A 19,577-nucleotide genomic window follows, 5' to 3' on the forward strand; every position below is an offset into this window, starting at 1 on the left:
GGAGGAAGTGCATGAGCAGTCAGCGATTTACACCGGAATTCAAGGAAGAGGCGGTCAGGCAGGTAGTCGAGCGTGGGTATACCGTGGCTGAGGTGGCCGCCAGGGTTGGCGTATCGACTCATAGTCTCTACAAATGGGTTAAAGCGGTCGTGCCAGATAATACCGAGAAGCAGGCGGCCGATTTGATCGACGCCAAGAGCGAGATTTTGCGACTGCGCGCGCAACTGCGGCGCACCGAGGAGGAGCGCGATATCCTAAAAAAGGCCGCGGTGGGTTCAATGGGTCATTGCAACACCTTCCTATTAATATCGAATGAGGGAGGGTTGACGAATGGCACAGATGGGAAGGCCTGGGTTGCCGACAGAAGGCAAGGCGGAAGTTTGGCGGAGGTGGCGCGCCGGAGAATCGTTTCTTGGCATCGGCAAAGCGCTGGGCAAACCAGCCGGATCGATCTACGGCGTAATCCGGCTATGCGGAGGTTACAGCCCTGCTGTGCGCAAGCGATCGTCGCGGGCATTGACTCTCAGTGAACGTGAAGAGATTTCGCGCGGCGTGTCAGCCGGGCTTTCCATTCGGGCCATAGCGCGTGAGTTGCATCGTGCGCCATCCACCATTTCGCGTGAGATTGCGCGTAACGGTGGAACGGGCCACTATCGGGCTCTGGACGCCGATGAGAGAGCCTTGAAGGTTAGCTTGCGTCCCAAAGATTGCCTGCTGGAGCGCAACCCGCGCTTGCGCTACGCTGTTGAACGGAAGCTCTCTCGCGAATGGTCTCCGGAACAAGTAAGCGGCTGGCTTAAGCTCCGATATACCGATGACGAGTCGATGCGCGTGTCACACGAAACGATCTATCGCAGCCTGTTTGTGCAGGCGCGCGGCGTTCTAAAGAAAGCGTTGCAGTATCATTTGCGCACGCAACGCAAGATGCGTCATTCGCGCTTCTCCAGCACCAAGGGCGCGCGCAACAAGATAGCTGGGGCTGTTTCGATTCATGAGCGCCCGCCCGAAGCGGCCGACCGCGCCGTGCCTGGGCACTGGGAGGGCGATCTTGTCAGCGGCGCGAACAATACTCACGTCGCCACGCTGGTCGAGCGGCGCTCAAGGTTCACCATCCTCGTCAAGGTTAAAGGCAAGGACACGGTGAGCGTTGTGGCGGGCCTTAAAACGCGAGGTAAAGCGGTTGCCGCAGCATCTACGCAAGACGCTCACCTGGGACCGTGGCATGGAATTGGCAAACCACAAAGACTTCACGATCGCCACGGATGTGAAGGTCTACTTCTGTGACCCACGAAATCCCTGGCAACGCGGCACCAACGAAAATACGAACCGACTTCTGCGACAGTATCTGCTCCATGGTACGCAGCTTGATCAATACTCGCAGGCGCAACTGAACAAAATCGCAGCGCGCCTCAATGAACGGCCGAGAAAGACCTTGGGCTTCATGTCTCCGGCCGATAAACTACGCGAGGCTGTTGCGACGACCCATTGAACCCACCATTCGTCCTTTTGTGAATGCCGCCACCGCCGGCAAGACGCGCATGGGTGAGTCCACGAGGTCCAACTGCCTGCCACCATGATTGGACAGTACGACGGCATCGGCACCGATATCGATGACACGTGCGATATCGTCGACTGTCATTAAGCCCTTCCGGATCAATTTACCCGACCAAATCGATCTCAGCCATGCAATATCGTTCCAATTGAGCGACGCATCCATTTCACGATGCAGCCATCTTGCCGTGTCCGCGTGCGCCATCTTATTGCCCGTGTAGTGCTCGACGTTCACGAATCGCGGACCGCTACCGTTGCGCCAAATGTCCAGCAACCATCGCGGGTGCGTCAGTACATCCATGCGGTTGCGCCAATCTAATATGGTCGGTTCGATGTAATTTCGTCTGTCCCATTCACGGTTGCCGAAAAGTGAGCCGTCTACCGTCACGATCAGGGCCTGGCAGCGTGCCGCGGTAGCGCGTTCGAGCAGTGGCAGCGTGAATTGCCTGTCCCTTAGCAGATACAACTGCATCCAGTGCGGTGATTGCAGTGTGGGAGCGACCGATTCGATCAAGGCCATCGACACCATGCTTTGCGAGAAGGGGACGCCGCCGCCGCAAGCTGTAGGTCTCCTTGGTGCGTGATCAGCCCGTTCAAACCAGTCGGGGCGACCACGACGGGAAAGGGGATCTTTTGTCCGAACAGGGTCGTCGACGTGTCGATATGACTGATGTCGGTCAACATCCGAGGCGCAAACCGCGCCTCATCGAAAACGGCACGGTTGCGTGCCAACGTGACTTTGTTCTCAGCGCCGCCCTCTAGATATTCAGCAACGAAACTCGGCAGACGGCGACGCATCGCCATGCGCAGATCTTCGATTGTCGCGGTACGAGACAATGAAGGTCCGGTGTAGTAACGGCGGGAGTTCGGCCACATAAACCTTCCTAGTGTGCGGTATGACGCAGTCTAGGCAAGCGACCCAGCTTAGTAAAATCGATCAATAGGTCATAGGCTTATAAATAAGGCTGATCGATGGGTTGGTTCGCTTCTTTGTCGTTGAGAGCAGTACAACTGGATTCCGCTTCGTCGATTCAATGACGACGTAACGGTAGCGATTGCAGAAAAAACTTGACTGAGTGATCGGTCTTCTTCTAACCACACGTCATGTAATGCTGACGCATGACACTTCCCAAAGGATAATGTAAGAATATTTCTTACATGAGATTTCCACTTCCATCTGTATTAATCAGAAAAATAGTACACGCCGGTATCTTCTTACATTTCTTTCAATTAAGGAATGTAGACCGTGTAGTCTATCTTCGCTGCATTCATGCAACAGGCATTCATACGTCTGTAACGTTTTATTGCCGACCCTTACTTTTCATTCTACAATTCTCTCAAAATAGTAAGACATGAAAGGCGTGAAAGGTTTAAGTAATTACGCCAGCAAACCAACTTAAACGGGGGCCTGAGGCGTCGAGCCGCAGGCATCGGCTGTGTTGAAGGACGTCATTTTCCGCCTTAATTTCGGCGGTGCACCGCTATTGCCTGTCGCTTCTAATATTAGAAAAAATCCATTAGATAAAACATTTTCGATTCTCGTATCGCCATTATCGATCGCGCTGTGTTCGCTGATTGCAACGGTTTTTATCGATAGTGCATACGCTGCGGGGATCATCGTTGATGGATCGACCGCGACGACGGTCAGCACGGCAAGTAACGGGCGCCAGACGGTCAGTATTGCCCCGGCGACGTATGGCGTTTCTCGTAACAACTACACCAGTTTCAATGTCGGTACCGCCGGTGTGGCACTGAATAACAATGGCATTAACGCACGAACTATTGTTAATCAGGTCACGAGTACGAATCCAAGCTTGATCGCGGGTGACGTCACGGTATTGGGGCCACGCGCGAATGTCGTGCTGGCGAATCCCAATGGGATAACCGTCAATGGTGGGTCATTCGTCAATACTGGGCGCGTGGCGTTGACGACTGGGCAAGTCAGTTTCAATGATGTCACCGGCACCGATGGCTCCGTCATTCAGCGCAATATCGTGCTGGATACGCAGAGTGGGACGATCGTAGTCGGCCCGCAGGGCCTCGCGAGTGCGCTGATCGGCGTCGATTTAATCGCCAAGCAGATTCAAGTGAATGGGCCGCTCGCGAACACCTTTACATCTAACACTGCCAGCGCCCGGATCATTGGCGGAACCAGCAGCGTTACGTTGGATACCAGCCTGTCCCCAACGGACAACGCGAATGATTGGTTGTCGTTGAACACGACAACCCCGTCGGCTACCCGCAATGCCAGTAATGGATTTGCCATCGATATCACCGCAGCGGGCAGTCTGAGCAGTGGCCGCATCGAGTTGATCGTCACGGACAAAGGTCCTGGCGTTCGGAGCGCGGGTGTGATGAATGCAACGTACGGCGACTTTACGATCTCGTCTACGGGGACCGTCGAGATGCAAGGCGCAACCATGACCGCCGCAGCAGGTATTGGTGTGACGGGTGCCGACGTCATGTTATCGAATGGCAGCCATGGTCAGACCGTTATCGCATCCAATAGCAGCGGTGTCGTCATCCAGAGCAGCGGGGATATCAGCAATACGGGCGCGCTGGTACAGGGGAGCATTGCCAATTCATCCGATTCCAATTCGGCGGGTGCAGTCACGATGATCGCGTCCGGCAATATCGTCAATCGATCGCAAGCGAATAGCACGCTTGGCATTCTCTTTGGTGTTGCCGGCGATGTGGCACTTACGGCAGGTGGCAACATCACCAATGAGAACGCGCGAATCTTGTCGAACACCGGCGTGTCGCTGGCCGCTGGCGGGGACGTGGATAACACGACAGATCACAGTACCGGCATCGATAACGGGACACCGGTCAATTACGCTTCGAGCGGCGGTTTTTGGTTCTTGCAGAATAAAAAGAACGGCGTCGACATCGACTATGGCCAGCTTGCCGACGCATCCCAGTTGGCCTATATCACTGCCGCCTCGGGCAATGTTGTCGTCAGCGCGAATAACATCAATAACAACGGGGGCTCAATCCTAGCGGATGCCGGTGGCATCTCGCTAACGGCAGCGCAGACCCTGAACACGCAAGCGGTCATGACGGGACAAGCGGCGTTCCATCAAAGCTGCTTCATTTTTTGTCACTCAAGCTCATCCAGCACTGTTCAAGCCTATGGCGGCGTGATCGAAGCTTCGAATGATATCGCCCTCAAGGCTGGGCAGCAGATCGTAAATACCGGAGGAATGGTCTTAGCGTACGGCCGGCTGTCCCTTGATGCACCGCGCACGATTGCGCAGGCGATGACGGGCTACAGCGCCTTTAACCGTACGAATGATCTTAAGGCATGGTTCGGCAACGCGTGGTCGTCGATCTACGCGGCCGACACCGGCGGCGTTTTCACCGGCGGGTCGGGTCAAGTGACGTTGACGGGCGTTGCCCAGATCGAGGGCGGCAGTTACAGCGCGCCGGGCGGTGTTGTAGCGGCCGGCGGTATTAACACCGTTCGTTTGCCCTATCGTCAGCCGATGACAATCGGTAATCACAACCACGTTGGTTTGGTGTCATGGTTCGGCCTGTGAGAGATCGCACCCATCTTGTGTGTGTCGTGGTGGGCTTGGTGCTTCATGTGACAGGCAGCTTCGCGCAGTCCGCACCGCCCCCGGCGCCCGGAAATCCGATTGTCTTCACGGCGCCGCGCGTCGAGCAAGATCCGGCCCAGCGACTCCTTCAAGAGCAGCGGGATCGGCAACGTCGCGAGGAATTGCAACAGCAGCCGGCGCAGATCGCCGTTCCGCAAGTAGCGATGCCGAATTTGCCGGTGGACGCGGACGTCGAGACCTTGCCGGATGTCGCGCCGCTGTTTCTGATCGATCGCATCGTCTTTAGCGGCGATGCCGTGTTACCCGCGAAGGAACGCGATCGAATTGTTGCGCCGTTTTTACACAAACACCTTGGCCGTCAACGAATCGACTTGCTACTGCGGCGCATAACAGAGGCTTTTATCGCCCACGGATTCATTACGACGCGGGCTTATCTCGGTTCGCAGAATCTTGCTTCGGGTACGCTGATGCTCAATATCGTCGCCGGGAAATTGGCGCACTTCACCCTCAATGGGGAGCCGATCGTCGCGCATCACACGGCGCCGGCGCATTATCCGCTACCGGGTGGTGGCTTGTTTACGGATGCCGGGACGGAATGGGCTTTTGCGACGCACGAAGGCGCGTTGCTCCGCTTGCCGGATCTGGAGCAGGGCGTCGATCAAATCAATCGCCTACGACGCAACCAAGCAGAAATCCAGATCATGCCGGGACAACAGCCGGGGGATTCGATTGTCGCGATCAAGAATCATATTGGCAGTCCGTTCTCCTTCGACCTTGGCATCGACAATTATGGCAGTGCGCAAACGGGCACGCTACGGTATCGGGCAGGGGTCGAGGCCGACAACGTCATCGGCTGGCAAGAATCACTGTCGTTCAACTACGTCGGCACGCAAGACAGCAATGCGGTGGTGTTCTCGGCCGCCTTGCCGTTTGGCTATCAAACTTTCAGCTATACAACCTCGCTGTCCGAATATCAGCAATTGATCAGCGATGTGGCATTGCTGGAAGGGCGCACCTTCAGTCAGATTCTTGGCTGGAACGACGTGTTGACACGCTCACGGAGCGGGCGCATCAGCCTTGACGTGACCCTGACGAAAATGCGCACGGAGCGCAGTGTCAACGGCATCGCTTTAACACCGCAAAACATGACGATTCTGCGCGTGGGGCTGAGCGGCCTCTACCGTTTTACCGCACGCAATGAAGGCGCCGCCGCTACCTGGGATGCGGGCGTTTCAGAAGGTCTACCTTGGTTATCCGCCACACATGATTCCGGCGATATCGACCGCGAAGAGGCACACAGTCAATTCACCAAATTCGATCTGGCCACGACGTTGCAGGTCCCCATGGGACATATCGCTAATGCGTCCTTGACGTATCGGGGGCAGCTCTCCGGTCAGTACAGTCCGACTGCACTTTTTGGCAACGCGCAGATCTTTCTCGGTGGTATGCAGTCGGTCCGGGGTTTCACCGAGGGCGGTATCAGCGGCGACTCGGGCGTGTTGATGCGCAACGAGGCTGCATGGCAAAACGTGCCGGAGTTTCATGGTGCAACGGTCCAGCCCTATCTATTCTTGGATGCAGGAAAAGCGCATCTGATCGCGCAAAGTGGTTGGCCCACGCTGATGGGGGCGGGGATGGGCGTGCGTGCGCAGTGGCGCTTTCATTCGCAGACCATTACGAGCGAAGTGTTGGTAGGTCAGGCGCTTTTGCAGCCGGCCGCATTAGGTAAAAAAGCCAGCGTTCTGCTGGCTACTCTCAATTGGTCGGACTGACACCGACGCATCACGGAATCATCATGAAATTTGTTTCCTTAAGGTATAGAACGACGGTGCTTGGCGTCGCCACGATCCTGACGACGCTCACGTTTGCCACGGGTTCGGCGTCGGCAGCACGCGCATCGACAAACGATAACAACGCCGACCATGTGTCCTCCGGTAGCGCGCTTCCGCCAGGCACGGTGGCGCGCGTCAACGATGTGTCGATCACAAACGCCGAGGTCGATCAAACCTTGTCGGCGCTACACGAAACGGATACGCCTGCTGCGCGCGCGCAAGTCAAAAACCAATTGATCGCGAGAGAGCTTTTCCGACAAGCGGCGAAACGCGCGCATTACGACACGCACGCGGATGTGGTGGCCGCAGTGGAAGAAGCGCGGGAGCAAGCGCAAACGAATGCCATGATCGGCAGCTATCTCCGTGACGAAGTGAAGCCACAGCCCATCACCGGCGCGGCGCTCCAAGCTCAATACGACGCAATCGTCTCGCGCCTTGGCACAGATGAATGGAAACCACGCGCGATCGTGGTCAAGGACGCCGATACCGCGAAGTTGGTGCTCGCGCAGCTAAAACAGGGTGGTGACTTCGCAAAACTCGCCGCGCAGTACAGCCAGGGGGCGGACGCGGCGCGAGGCGGCGAGCTGAACTGGGTCTCGTTCAAAACCCCGATTCAGCCTGGGCAGACATTGAACTGGCCGACTCCCCTTGCGGAAGCGTTGGTGAAGTTACCGCAAGGTGCAGTGAGCAACACACCGATCCAAGTAGGAGACGCCTATTGGATTTTGCGCGTCGATCAAAAGCGCCCAACCAAGATTCCGACCTTTGCGGAGACGGCGGCGCCGTTACGTGCCCAATTGACGCGCGCAGAAATTGAAAAGGCAACGTCCAAGATCGTGGTCGATCTGATGAAGCACGCACAGATTCAACAATAAAAATATTTTTCGGCTCGGACCCTCAATGATGCGGCAGCTCACGACACAGATCGACGACAATAACGATATCGGCGCCGCCGAGTACGTCGATCCGCAGCCGGCAGATTATGACGCCTCGCGTACACCGCGCGGGTGGCAGCGCGTATTTGCCGCTGTGCTGTGTGTGACGCTGTTTTTCTCGCCGGTATCGATCACCTATCAGCAAAGCGAGAGCGCGGCTGGGATCTTGGCTGCCGGCAGCACGCGTCGCAGCGTCGCGGACTGGGAAGCACTGTTGGCGCGGATATCACTGCCAGTGCGATTGCCCGCAGGCTTTGCGCTTCGCAATTTCGATATCAAACTGGGGCTGCGCAGTGCCGGTGCGGCGACCATCACCGATCCAAGCGCGCCGGTGGCGTTTCAACCGCAGATAACGCAAAGCACTGGGTCGAACGGCAGCGTTCCGGTCGTCAATATCACCGCACCGAACGCCGCCGGCATCTCCTTGAATCAATACCAACGCTTCGACATCGATGCGGCCGGCTTGATTCTGAATAACAGTCTTCGATCAGGCACCTCATTGACCGGCGGCGATGTCGCCGCAAATCCCAACTTGGCAGGTCGCACTGCTAGCGTGATCATCAACCAGGTGACATCGAACGGTGCAGGCTATGCGAGCGTGCTCGCGGGGCCGCTTGAGGTATTTGGGGCACCTGCGACAGTGATCATCGCTAATCCGAACGGGATTAGCACGAGAGGCGTTGCTTTTACCAATACGATAGGAGTGACGCTCGCCACGGGCGTACCGCAGTTCGTCAGCGATTTGAACGGAACACGCAGCGATTTTGCGAACGCGACACAGGTCGGCTATAGCATCAGCGGCGGACATATCCAGATCGAGGGCAACACCGGGACAAATGGTCCCGGTGCCGGGATCGATGGCACTGTCGGTACGATCGACCTGATCGGCGAGACGATAGGCGTCAATGCACCACTCTACGCCGGTAATCGGATCGATGCGATTGCCGGCCGGCAGTTTGTCATGCCCGCGTCGACGACAATCGCAGCGTCCGGCTATGCGGTCTCGGCGAACGGCAGCGACAACAGCGCAAGCGCGACGAACGCCGCAATCGACGCTGCGAACGCGGTGTCGGCGAACGGTGCCGTGCACGGCTTGTCGATCGACGCGACGGCGTTTGGGGCGATGACGGCCGGTGCGATTCAGGTGATCAGTACGGCTGCCGGCATGGGCGTGCGCACGGACGCCAAGCTGGCTGCGAATACGAGCGATCTCGTACTGTCGGCCAATGGTGATCTGACGGTTGCGGGAACGGCTGCGCAACAGCAGGCCAGCTTGTCGTCGAGCGGCGATGTCGTGATGAGCGCTAGCCATGTCGGCGTCGCGGGCTATGCAATCGCCGCAAGCGCTAGCGTCGCGTCAACCGGCACCTTGCAATCAGGCGGCGCGTTGACGGTATCGGCTGGCAGCGATATCACGCTGGCCAGTACGCAGACAAATGGCGATGCCACACTGACGAGCGGTCGAAACATCAGCCTTGGCGACGCACAGATCGGCGGCGCATTGCAGGCGATTGCACAGCAAAAACTGACGCTAGGCGGCACCGTGCAGTCCGGAGGCAATACAAGCCTGACCGCGACGCAAGACGCCCTTGCATTGAACGGCACGGTAAGCAGTGGTGGCGATCTGGCGTTGCTGTCGGGTGGAAATACCACCATTGCTGGTCAAACGACTGCACAGGCGGCGGCCAGCGCGCACAGTGGTGCCGACTTAATCGTCAGTGGCTCCCTGACAAGCGGCACGACCGTGGATGCACACGCCATTGGTGCGATTACGATTCCGGGTTCGCTTCTTGTCGGCACCAATGCCACTTTGAACGCCGGGGACGCGATCACCGTGGCAGGCATGATGATCGCGCAGCAAGATGGCGCAATCACCGCCGGAAGCGGCCTTGCTGTGACCGGGTCGATTGCCTTCGGGCAGAACGGCAGTCTGCATGCCGTCGGCGATATCGTCCTGCCTGGCACCGTGTTGGCGAATGCGCTTCAGGTTGACGCGGGCGGTGCCGTGCAGTTCGGCACGTTGCAAGTGGGCGGGGCATTCGGCGCGATCGCAGAAGGGCGGACGGGCCTTGGAGACATCACATTTTCGGGCAATGCGGCGGTCGTTGGCAGCAGTGATGTCAGCGCGGCACATGACGTCGTGGTTTCGGGGACGTTCGCGGGTGGCGATCGGACGTCGATGGTTGCGCAACAGGATCTGACGATTGCTAGCGACGCCACGGTTCAGTCGGTTGGTGCGCTGACGCTTACTGCCAAGAACGGCGACGTCCAATCGACAGGAAACGTTAACAGCGCAGCAGCGCTGAACGTTACTGCCGGGCACGCGATCGGTGTTACTGGCACGACCACTGCGGTTGGCGACGTCGACCTGGAAGCAGGGACGGACCTCAACATCGGTGGGACGCTTGCCGGGCAGGGGAAAGCGACGCTGCATGCCGGACAAGACGTGATCGCGGCGGGTAGTACGGGTTTTGCCAGCGATGCGACCGTCAGCGCCGGACGAGATCTTAGCGTCACCGGATCGTTGCAAGCCGATGCAATGCACTTGCATGCGGGGCGGTCCGTGACATTACAAAATGTCCAAGCGAATGCTGGGCTCGATGCGACGACTGACGGCGGGGGCATACAGGTCAACGGCAATGTGCTCTCGGCAGCGGACAGCACGCTGCACGCGAGTGGCGATGTGAATGTCGCGGCAAGCGGTGCGGTGCAAGCAGCCGGTGCCTTGACGGTAACGGGCGGCGGCAATACCACGATCGCGGGAAATGCATCGTCGAACGGCGATATGACGTTGACGAACGCTGCGGGAGGCATTGTCGACGTCGGCACGATCGCGGCCGGTGGCAATTTGGCGATAAGCGCAGCACAGTCCATCGATCTCGGCACGCAAAGTACGTCGGCTCTCGGCGATCTCGCGGTCATGGCGGGTCAGGACCTTGTATTCGACGGCACGATTGTCGTTCAAGGCAAGGGTACCTTGCAGGCTGGAACGGCAGGCAATGGCGGCGCGATCGGCGGCGGCGGGAGCCTGGCCGTAGGTGGGGATGCAATATTGCTTGCGACCCGCGCGATCACCTCCACCGGTTCGATCCGCGGTGGTACCGTCACGGTGACGTCTGGCGGCGCGACGAGTTTGCAAGACGTGCAGTCGGGATCCGCAATGACGCTGCAAAGTGGCGATGCGTTGACCCTAAACGGAAAGTTGAGCACCGGTGACGCGCTCAGCGCGACTGCCGATGGCAATCTACTCGTCAATGGTGCGATACAGGCGGGCAGCGACGCGGCGTTGGCTTCTCAACACGGCGACGTTTCCATCGCTGCTGGCGGAACACTCGCCGGCAGCGGCCAGGTCGCATTGAATGCCGGTCAAGACATCCACGTCGATGGATCGCTGACAAGTGCCGGTAACGCCTCGCTGCAAGCCACGCGCGACGTTAGCGCCATTGGTTCTGTCCAAGGACAAGGCAGCGGTAACGTGAGGGCAGGCCGTAACTTGACCGGGAGCGGGACGCTGTCTTTCACGCAAGCAGCGTCGCTGCGCGCCGAAGGCGACATAAACCAAGGTGGTCTGGTACAGGGCCAAAGCGTCGACCTCAGCGCAGCCGGTAATGTTAGCGTCAACAATGTCGAAGCAGCGACGACACTGGCCCTGCGGGCTGGCGACACGACGAACGGCATCGGCGCGCTGAGCGTGGCCGGCACGGCAGTAGCGGGTGGCGCCGTCACGGCGAGCGCCTCGCAAGACATAAACGTGAGCGGCAAAATCGCCAGCGGTACCACGCTGGCGATGCGTGCGGTGAGCGATATCACCATTCCGGGCGCCTTGGAGTCGGTTGGCGGCATGACGGTCACGTCACAGGCGGGCAGTTTGCTCGCAACCGGCGGCATCAACAGCGGCGCATCGCTTTTCGTCACCACGGGCTTGGATCTGACAACCGGCGTGAGCACCACGGCACTCGGCCAAACTGCGTTACAAGCGGGACGAGATCTCGGTTTGAATGGCGTGGTCGTCGGCCAGGCTGCCGGGACGCTACAAGCCGGACGCGATATTAGCGGTGCTGGGACGCAATCGTTTGACGGCGACGTCACACTGAGCGCTCAGCGCGATCTCGCGCTCTCCGGATCGATACAGGCAAACGGCGTTCAAGCGACGGCTGCCGGAAACGCCACGTTGCATGATGTCACTTCTGCAACGAGTCTGACCGTGGTTGCGCAGGGCAGCACGGACGGTGCAGGAGGGAGTGCAGGTTCTGTGACCTCAGCTGGCGGAACGATTGGCACGCTGTCCGGAGACGTCGACATCACAGGTACGGCGAAAGCCGCGACCGGCGTGGCCATCGCTGCGGCGCGAGATACAACGGTAGGGGGCTCCTTGAGCAGCGGCACGACCTTGGGTATCGCCGCCACGCGCACGATCAACGTGAGCGGTCGCCTCCAATCGACTAGCGCGATGCAGTTGACCGCCCGCACGGGAGACGTCGTCACGTCGGGTGCTGCAACCGTTAGTACAAACGACGCGTTGTCGGTAAATGCCGGCAACGACGCGACGCTTGCCGGTCAGATCGATGCGACGCAACAAGTCGATGTAGAAGCCGGGCGTGACATCACTGTTGGTTCGGTAGGGACCGGAGCAGCGACCCCGTCGGGCACTCATTTAGCGGGCCAAGCCACCGGAACGTTGAACGCCGGTCGCGACATCAAGGGCGATGCTGCACTGGCGTTCGCGCAGGCGGCAACGGTGGCGGCAGGACGCGATGTGGCTTTGAGCGGAAAACTCCAAGGCGCATCGGCCACGGTCACGGCAGTAGGGAATGTGGCGGTCGGCGCGGTAGATGCGACCGTGGGAAATGCGTCGTTGCAGGCGCAGGGGGGGGAGCTGTCTGCAAGCGGTAATATTAGTGCGCTGGAGGCCGTTTCCCTTAACGCGGCCAATGATATGCGTATCGCGGGGACGATCAACAGCGGTACGACAACGACGATCGATGCTGGCGGTCAGGCTCAGCTAGCCGATATCAGCGCAACCGGTGATTTACGGGCACACGCCCACGGTGGTTCTCTCACGGCTGGCGCAATAACAAGCAATGGTGGGGTGACGCTGATTTCGCAAGGCGATATGGCCTTGTCCTCGGCACAAAGCACCGCGGCGTTGTCCTTGCAGGCGCTCGGTGCGACCGCGCCAGGGAGTGCCGGAGACTTGTCCGTCACTGGCGTACTGTCGTCGGCCACGTCGATTTCGGCAAGCGCAGCCGAAGACCTAGCCGTCGGCGGCAATATCGTCAGTGGCGGCGCTGCGGATTTTTCCGGCGCACGCGATGTGACGCTAAGCGGATCGACCCTTGGCATGGGCGCCGGGACCATTACGGCCGGCCGGAATGTGCAAACGGGGAGTCTCGCGTTTGGTGAAAGCACGACCGTGACCAGTGGCGGCAACGCCGTGCTCGGGGCTATTCAGGGCGCGGGCGATGTGTCGCTGACTGCCGTAGGCAACCTCGGCAGCGGTGCGATCATTGCCGTAGGTGCGTTGTCTGCCGTCGCCGGACAAAACAGCGGGGCGGCAACAAATAGCGCGGCGGTCCCCGGCAGCCTGAGCGTCAACGGCACGATCGAAGCCGGCTCGACGGTCGCTCTCAATGCAGCAGGAAGCGTGACCGTCGCCGGCGCTACGTCGGCAGTCGGCGACGTCACGGCCAACGCGACACAAGGCAGTGCATCGCTAGCCGGTGTGTCTACAAACGGTAATGTAACCGTTACGGCGGGTAGTGCGGTCGTGCTCAGCGGGACGAGTACCGCGGTCGGTAATGTGGCCTTGAGCGGCAGTGACGTCACCTTGACCGGTAGCATCGGTACGTCGAAAGCGTTAAACGTCACCGCGCAAAATTCCCTGGATGTCAGCGGCGCATCGTTGTTGTCCACCGGTAGTACGACACTCGAGGGCGGCGACGTCAAAATCGGCACCGCTCTCGTGGGTGCCGACCTCAATGCGCAAGCCAACCGTAGCATGTCCTTGACCGGCGGCAATATAGACGTCGTCGGCGTGACGAGCCTGTCGGCGGGAACCACATTGTCGAACGTAGGCGCGGTGTTGAGCGGTGGCGCGATGACGATTACCGCATCGACCATCACAAACGCGCTAGGGGCTTCGTTGGCTTCTACCGATGCGTTGCGCTTGACCGCGGGGAGCCTCAGTAACGCCGGCTTGATCAATGGCTTGACGACGACGGTCACCGCGACGGGGGCTTTGACCAACGCTGGCTCGCTGCTTGGTGTCAACGGCGTGACGATCAACGCCGGCACGTTGAACAACAATAACGGGGTGATTTTCTCGGGTGATACCGGTGCCACGTCGGCGAGCACGGTAACCGCCGATTTGTCGATCAATCTGACTGGTACGAACACGACGTATAGCAATACGAGCGGCCAGATTCTGGCACAACGCAATCTGAGTTTGGCCGCGAATAACGGCACGGTGGATACATCGCTCGGCAGTTTGCAGGCTGGCGGTGCGCTGGCAATCACGGCAAACACGATCAGCAATAGCGGCACGTGGAATTACGCTGCGCAGAGTGTCACGTTGACCGGCTTGAGTGGCATTGTTAATACCGGCACGATTTCCGGCACCGCACCGTTGACGTTGAACACCGGCGGCACGTTCGTGAACGCCGGGCAACTGAGTGGGCAAGTCGTCACGCTGAACGGGGCTTTGTACAACACAGGCGTGTTGCACACGAGCAGTTTGTTCACATTGAATGGCAGCGGTACAAATCGCGGAACGGTCGAGTCCGTCGGTGATATCGCGGTCACCGGAAGCGACTACGACAATCAATATGGCACAACGCAGGCGAGCGGAAACCTTACCGTCGCCTTGAGCGGCACGTTATCCAACACGGCCGGATCGATTTACGCAGGCAATAACGTCACGATCACTGCAAACACCGTCGTGAACGATCAAGCAGGTCCGACGGGGGCGACAACGACAAGTGGTGCCACGGTAGTGGTGAACCCGAGCGTTTTGTGGTCCGGCAATATTGGGTCGTTGACAGTGCCAACGACGTGGGAGACAACCACCAACGACGGAGGAGGAGATTCTGGCTCTTCGTCATGGTCGACTTCCTCCACAGTCGGCGATCTGCTGTCACCGACGGGTTCGACGCACTTAGTTTATAACACCGGTTACTCGCCCTGCACTACAAGTTGCAGCATCGCCGGGTCATCGCCCACCCTTGCGTCTGGTGTCATTTATTTCCAACGGGAATATGTTTCCACCGGATGGGACGATAACGGAAATCCGACGACAGGGTCGTTCTTGTATCTTGACAGCAGCGCGAATGGGGCAGTTGTAGGCATTGCATTGCCGACCGTCTATCAGACCACCACCACGCAGCAATTGGGCGTTGCCGGTGTCATCTCTGCGGGCAACTCGATTGCTTTGACGGCGAACACCTTGTATAACCGTGGCGGCCAAATTGCAGCGCAGGGAAATGTAACGCTGAATGTGCAATCGCTGAATAACGGCGCGATTGCGCCTTCTTTGACAGCGACCACCTATACGTGGATCAATCAAAGCGATTACAGCAGTTTTCTACAGCAATTGGCATCGCTCCGCCAAATCGCTGCCCGCAACGAGAATGGCAATTGGAATGGGCCCTACAATTGTCAATCTGATTGTGGCAACGGATCTGATCAGGCTCCGGCCACGTTTTCAATCGACACGGGCGCCGCCGCACCGACCGGTACTGGCACCACGACCTGGACAACGCCGACGGGCATGATCGCCGCCGGCAATAATATGACGGTGTCCGGTGGCAATTTGACTAATGCCGGTCTGCTCTATGCCGGTAATGACGTCTCGGTCACGGCACAAAGTCTGACGAACCAAGGTGGGACGCAACAGAACCAGGCCGCCCAGACGGGCTGTGCATCGGGCGTGCCGAATGAAGGATGTGGCACAGCCGGCGCTGCGAAGGGTAGTGGCCCGACCACAGCGTCGTTCAACTACTCACAAAATGCAACGATCTATGCCGGCCATGATTTGGTCATCGCAGCAGGCCAGATAAACAATACGTTTGGCAGTTTGCTTGCCGGGCATGATCTGGTTGTCGGTGGCGTCGGGACCACGGCGACTTCAAGCACGGCTGCGCAGAGCTTGAACAACACGTCGGGTAATATCGTCGCGGGCAACGATATTACCTTGAACGTGTCCGGTGCCATTACGAACACGCTTCCGCCGCCAGTCCAAATCAGCGTCAATTATGGTTCGACCGAAGCCTACGCCGGTTGTATGACGGCAGGCGGATACAAGGACGGATATTGCACGGCGTATGTCGATCAGCAATCTGGAAGTTCATCGGTGATCAGCGCCGGGAACAACTTGCAGATCAACGCTGGCAGCCTGACAAACGTGGGAAGTTTGATTTCGGCGGGAACCAGCGCGACGATTAATGTTTCCGGCCCGGTTGTCAACGAGGCACAGACGCTGAATGCCTATTGGCATTCGCACTGGATCCAGCAAACAGGCATTTTTAGTAGCGATAAGTCGCACGATACGTGGGCTTGCGGCTCCGTTGCGGAATGTACGGCGCTGTATGGTGACGCCTATACGAAGACCCAAGGTTCGATCGACCCACCGCAGCCAGTGGGTAGCATTGCGGCGACGATTCAAGCGCCAAACCTAACAATCAACGCTGGCGGGACAATTCAAAACGTCGGGAACGTCCTGGGTACATCGATTTCTTTGACGGGCCAGAGCCTGATCAACGGCATCACATCGGCAAACACTTACACGCCGCGCGTCAATGGCACGTCGCAAGTCATCTCGCTGAATCCAACAACGCTGCCGAGCTTGAATCTGTCGATTCCCCGCTCGGGCGCGTACACGACCAGCGCAGTGGCCGGTACGGCGTCATATGTCGACGCGGCTATCGGGACAAGTACGGGTTTTACGCCGCAAGACCTGATCAACAACTTGCCGAGTACGTTGCAACCTAGCACGACGCTCTTCTATTACAACCCGCAGGAAGAGGACTTGCTGCTTCAGCAAGTGGCGCTCCAACAGACGGGTAGGGCGAGTTTCATCGATGGCCTGAGCTACGACAGCAAAAACAACCTCTCCGTCACGGAACAAGAAAAGGGCATTCTGTATCAGAACGCGTTGACTTACGCGCAGACGAACAATCTGAAGTTGGGCGATGCGTTGAGTCAGACGCAAATTGCAGCGTTGGATAAGCCGATGCTGTGGTACGTCGAGCAGACGGTACCGGATCCGTCTTGTACGGCCACAGGCACGAGTAGCTGTCCGACGGTTACCGCGTTGATGCCGCAGATCTACCTGCCGCAGGATACGAGTGCCTTGGCAGCGGGCGGAACGATTGCGGGAAGCGACGTCACCCTTGATTTTAACAAGGCTGGCGGCACGGTCTTGAACACCGGCACCATTGCGGCAACGGACACGTTGACGGTTAATACGGGCACGTTGACGAACCGCGCAAATCAAGTCGATATCGGCAACGACTGGACCAAGGTCCAGGGTGGCTACGTCGACACGACCGGTACGGTCGTGCAGCCGGGTGGCTATATGAGCGCGGCGAATTACGCGCTCAACGTCGAACAACTGACGCAGATTGGGGGATCGCTCAGTTTATTGAACCCGGACGGCAGCGCGAATGTTGCAGGAACTGCTGCCTTAGTTGCGCAGTTGCAGCAACAATTAGGCAGCAATTTCTCGCAGGAGACGGTGGCTGACGCGCTGCATACGCAGTTTGTCCAACAAGGCGGAGTACCTAGTTGGTTTGGTGTGGTGGCCATCGCCGCCGCGATTGTTGTTTCGGTCTTGACATATGGCGCAGCGTCGAGTGCCGTAGGTGCTGCGGCCGGGGCGACGGCGGGTAGTACATTTGCTGCAGCCACTGCCGCTACAGCGACGAGCGCAGCGGTATCCGCAGGACTTGGCAATATCGTTATATCCGCGGCGATTGCAGGCATTGCCAGCAGTGCAACAAGCCAGTTGATCATGACGGGATCAATTGATGCGAGCCAACTAGGTCAAGCAGCGCTTGTTAGCGGCATCACGGCTGGGTTGCTGAATGGGATTACATACAGCGGTACGGATGGTCTTGGATTTACTACAGGCACCACAGTGGTGGGCGGCGCCGGTCCACAGTCGTTGGCGAGTTTGGCGGGGCTGCAAAACTTGTCGAATGCGATGTCTCCCTCGGCGTCTGGTACGAGTGCGAGTGTCTCGACCCAATTGGCCGCAGCGGCGGGCGGAGCCGTCATTTCTGCTGGTGTGCAGACCGCAGTTGATGGTGGTAGCTATCTCAATGCGTTAAAAGGCTCGCTCGTGTCGAGTGCAGCAGCGATTGGCGCGTACGAAATCGGCGAGTTGTCACAGCCAGGGGCGGCTTTCGAGCAGGGCACTGCCGCGTATGTGTTGGCGCACGCTGCATTGGGTTGTGCGGCCGGGGCAGCTAGCGGCACGGGCTGTGAAGGTGGTGCGCTTGGTGGTGCGACGAGCGCGATCATCACGCCCCTGCTAGTCAATGCCGCCGGGGGTGCAGCAAGCCTGACCAGCACGCAGCGTGCCGAAATCGTAGGTCTAGCGACGTTGTTAGGTGGCACGAGTGCCTTGCTGGGCGGCGTCAGTGCAATCGGTGGCGCGACTTCGGCGCAGAACGAAGCGTTGAATAATTCAACACTCGACCATGAAACGGAAGACGAAAAAGAACATAGCGAGCTAAAGAAGCTGCTTGATGCTGAAAAGGCGCGGCTGGGCGAGACACCGGTCACGCAGAATGAAGATGGAACGGTTACCGCATCCGGAACGGCAGTGCTGGGCGCGGCGGGGAACACGGGCACGGTGAAAGTCGGTGCAGCTGCGTCTAAAAGTGCGGCCACAAGCACCACGCTTATCAACGGTGTGTCAGTCACAAATCGTGCAAGTGGGGAAGTTTACACTGGCACAGTAGATCTTCAGCCGACTTTGGACAGGATAGCGAGCGGCGGAGCTTCAATCTCGGCAAATGATGGTACTGTCTTTCAGAATCGCCCTGTCGGAGGAATTCAGCTCCTTCCGGCCCAAGCTGCTGATTATTACAGAGAGTATGTTGTGCCAACCCCGGGGATAAAGGGACCCGGCCCTCAAAGACTTGTAACCGGTCAAGGTGGAGAGATCTATTACACTCCGGATCACTACCAGTCGTTCATTCCCGTAAAAAATTAAGTCAAATCTCACTATATGAATAAATTATTATCGTTCACATTTTATACTGAAGTATATACACTCGACCTAGATGAGGCTCTTACTTCATGCGTCAGCGGGGATATTCGGACAACAGACGAACTTTTCCAATTGCTGTGTCAGGAATTAAAATTCCCCTCCTATTTTGGATACAACTGGAATGCGCTGCTCGATTGCCTCAGAGATTTCAGTTGGGTTAACCAGCGGCAAGTCATCATTGTGCACGACGATCTTCCGGGCTTGGAGGCATCTGAATTGAAAACTTACCTCGAGATCCTCCATGATGCAGTTCTGCACTGGGCAAGACTCGAACCTCATTGTTTTGAAGTAGCGTTTAAATCGACAGATCGAAAAAAAATCGGCACGCTGCTAAATAAGTAGCATCTATTTTCGCCAGATAGATCGCACGGTGTTTGTCTAGATAGTTGTCGCATGTCAACATCGGCCGTAATTTCCTCAAAACTGT

Annotated in this window: 4 protein-coding genes and 3 pseudogenes; 6 read left to right on the forward strand and 1 reads right to left on the reverse strand. The window is 58.1% G+C overall.

Features of this window, described 5'->3' with window-relative positions; all coding sequences use genetic code 11:
* Positions 1-11 precede the first annotated feature (11 nt).
* Together ABEG21_RS20930 and ABEG21_RS20935 are read left to right on the forward strand one after the other, a co-directional pair.
* Positions 12-263 (forward strand): annotated as a pseudogene (locus tag ABEG21_RS20930) (transposase); the annotation flags it as partial.
* Between the two features lie 67 nt (positions 264-330).
* Positions 331-1,489 (forward strand): annotated as a pseudogene (locus ABEG21_RS20935) (IS30 family transposase).
* On the opposite strand, the pseudogene ABEG21_RS20940 reads toward ABEG21_RS20935, so the two are convergent.
* A pseudogene (locus ABEG21_RS20940) lies at positions 1,460-2,427 on the reverse strand (alpha-hydroxy acid oxidase). The pseudogenes ABEG21_RS20935 and ABEG21_RS20940 overlap by 30 nt on opposite strands.
* 680 nt (positions 2,428-3,107) lie before the next feature.
* Here ABEG21_RS20940 and ABEG21_RS20945 point away from each other — a divergent pair.
* The 4 genes from ABEG21_RS20945 to ABEG21_RS20960 are packed head-to-tail and all read left to right on the forward strand — an operon-like array spanning position 3,108 to position 19,093.
* Entirely contained in the window at positions 3,108-5,090 is a 1,983-nt protein-coding gene (locus tag ABEG21_RS20945; RefSeq protein WP_347558104.1) for a filamentous hemagglutinin N-terminal domain-containing protein, read from the forward strand.
* A complete protein-coding gene (locus ABEG21_RS20950) occupies positions 5,075-6,883 on the forward strand; it encodes a ShlB/FhaC/HecB family hemolysin secretion/activation protein (RefSeq protein ID WP_347557343.1) in 1,809 nt (602 codons plus the stop codon). Before ABEG21_RS20945 ends, ABEG21_RS20950 begins: the two co-directional genes overlap by 16 nt.
* A 23-nt stretch (positions 6,884-6,906) precedes the next feature.
* A complete protein-coding gene (locus ABEG21_RS20955; protein WP_347557344.1) occupies positions 6,907-7,818 on the forward strand; it encodes a peptidyl-prolyl cis-trans isomerase in 912 nt (303 codons plus the stop codon).
* Between the two features lie 25 nt (positions 7,819-7,843).
* Positions 7,844-19,093 carry a ribonuclease domain-containing protein gene (locus tag ABEG21_RS20960; protein WP_347557345.1) on the forward strand — a complete coding sequence of 3,750 codons (11,250 nt, stop codon included), beginning with the start codon at positions 7,844-7,846 and terminating at the stop codon, positions 19,091-19,093.
* The last annotated feature ends 484 nt before the right edge of the window (positions 19,094-19,577 follow it).

The sequence above is a fragment of the Robbsia sp. KACC 23696 genome, assembly GCF_039852015.1.
In the GTDB taxonomy this organism is placed as follows: domain Bacteria; phylum Pseudomonadota; class Gammaproteobacteria; order Burkholderiales; family Burkholderiaceae; genus Robbsia.

What these genes read in the sequence shown, in the direction of transcription:
- ABEG21_RS20950 (WP_347557343.1), top strand. Translation starts at nt 5,075, where the DNA reads ATGGTTCGGCCTGTGAGAGATCGCACCCATCTTGTGTGTGTCGTGGTG.
- ABEG21_RS20955 (WP_347557344.1), top strand. Translation starts at nt 6,907, where the DNA reads ATGAAATTTGTTTCCTTAAGGTATAGAACGACGGTGCTTGGCGTCGCC.
- ABEG21_RS20960 (WP_347557345.1), top strand. Translation starts at nt 7,844, where the DNA reads ATGATGCGGCAGCTCACGACACAGATCGACGACAATAACGATATCGGC.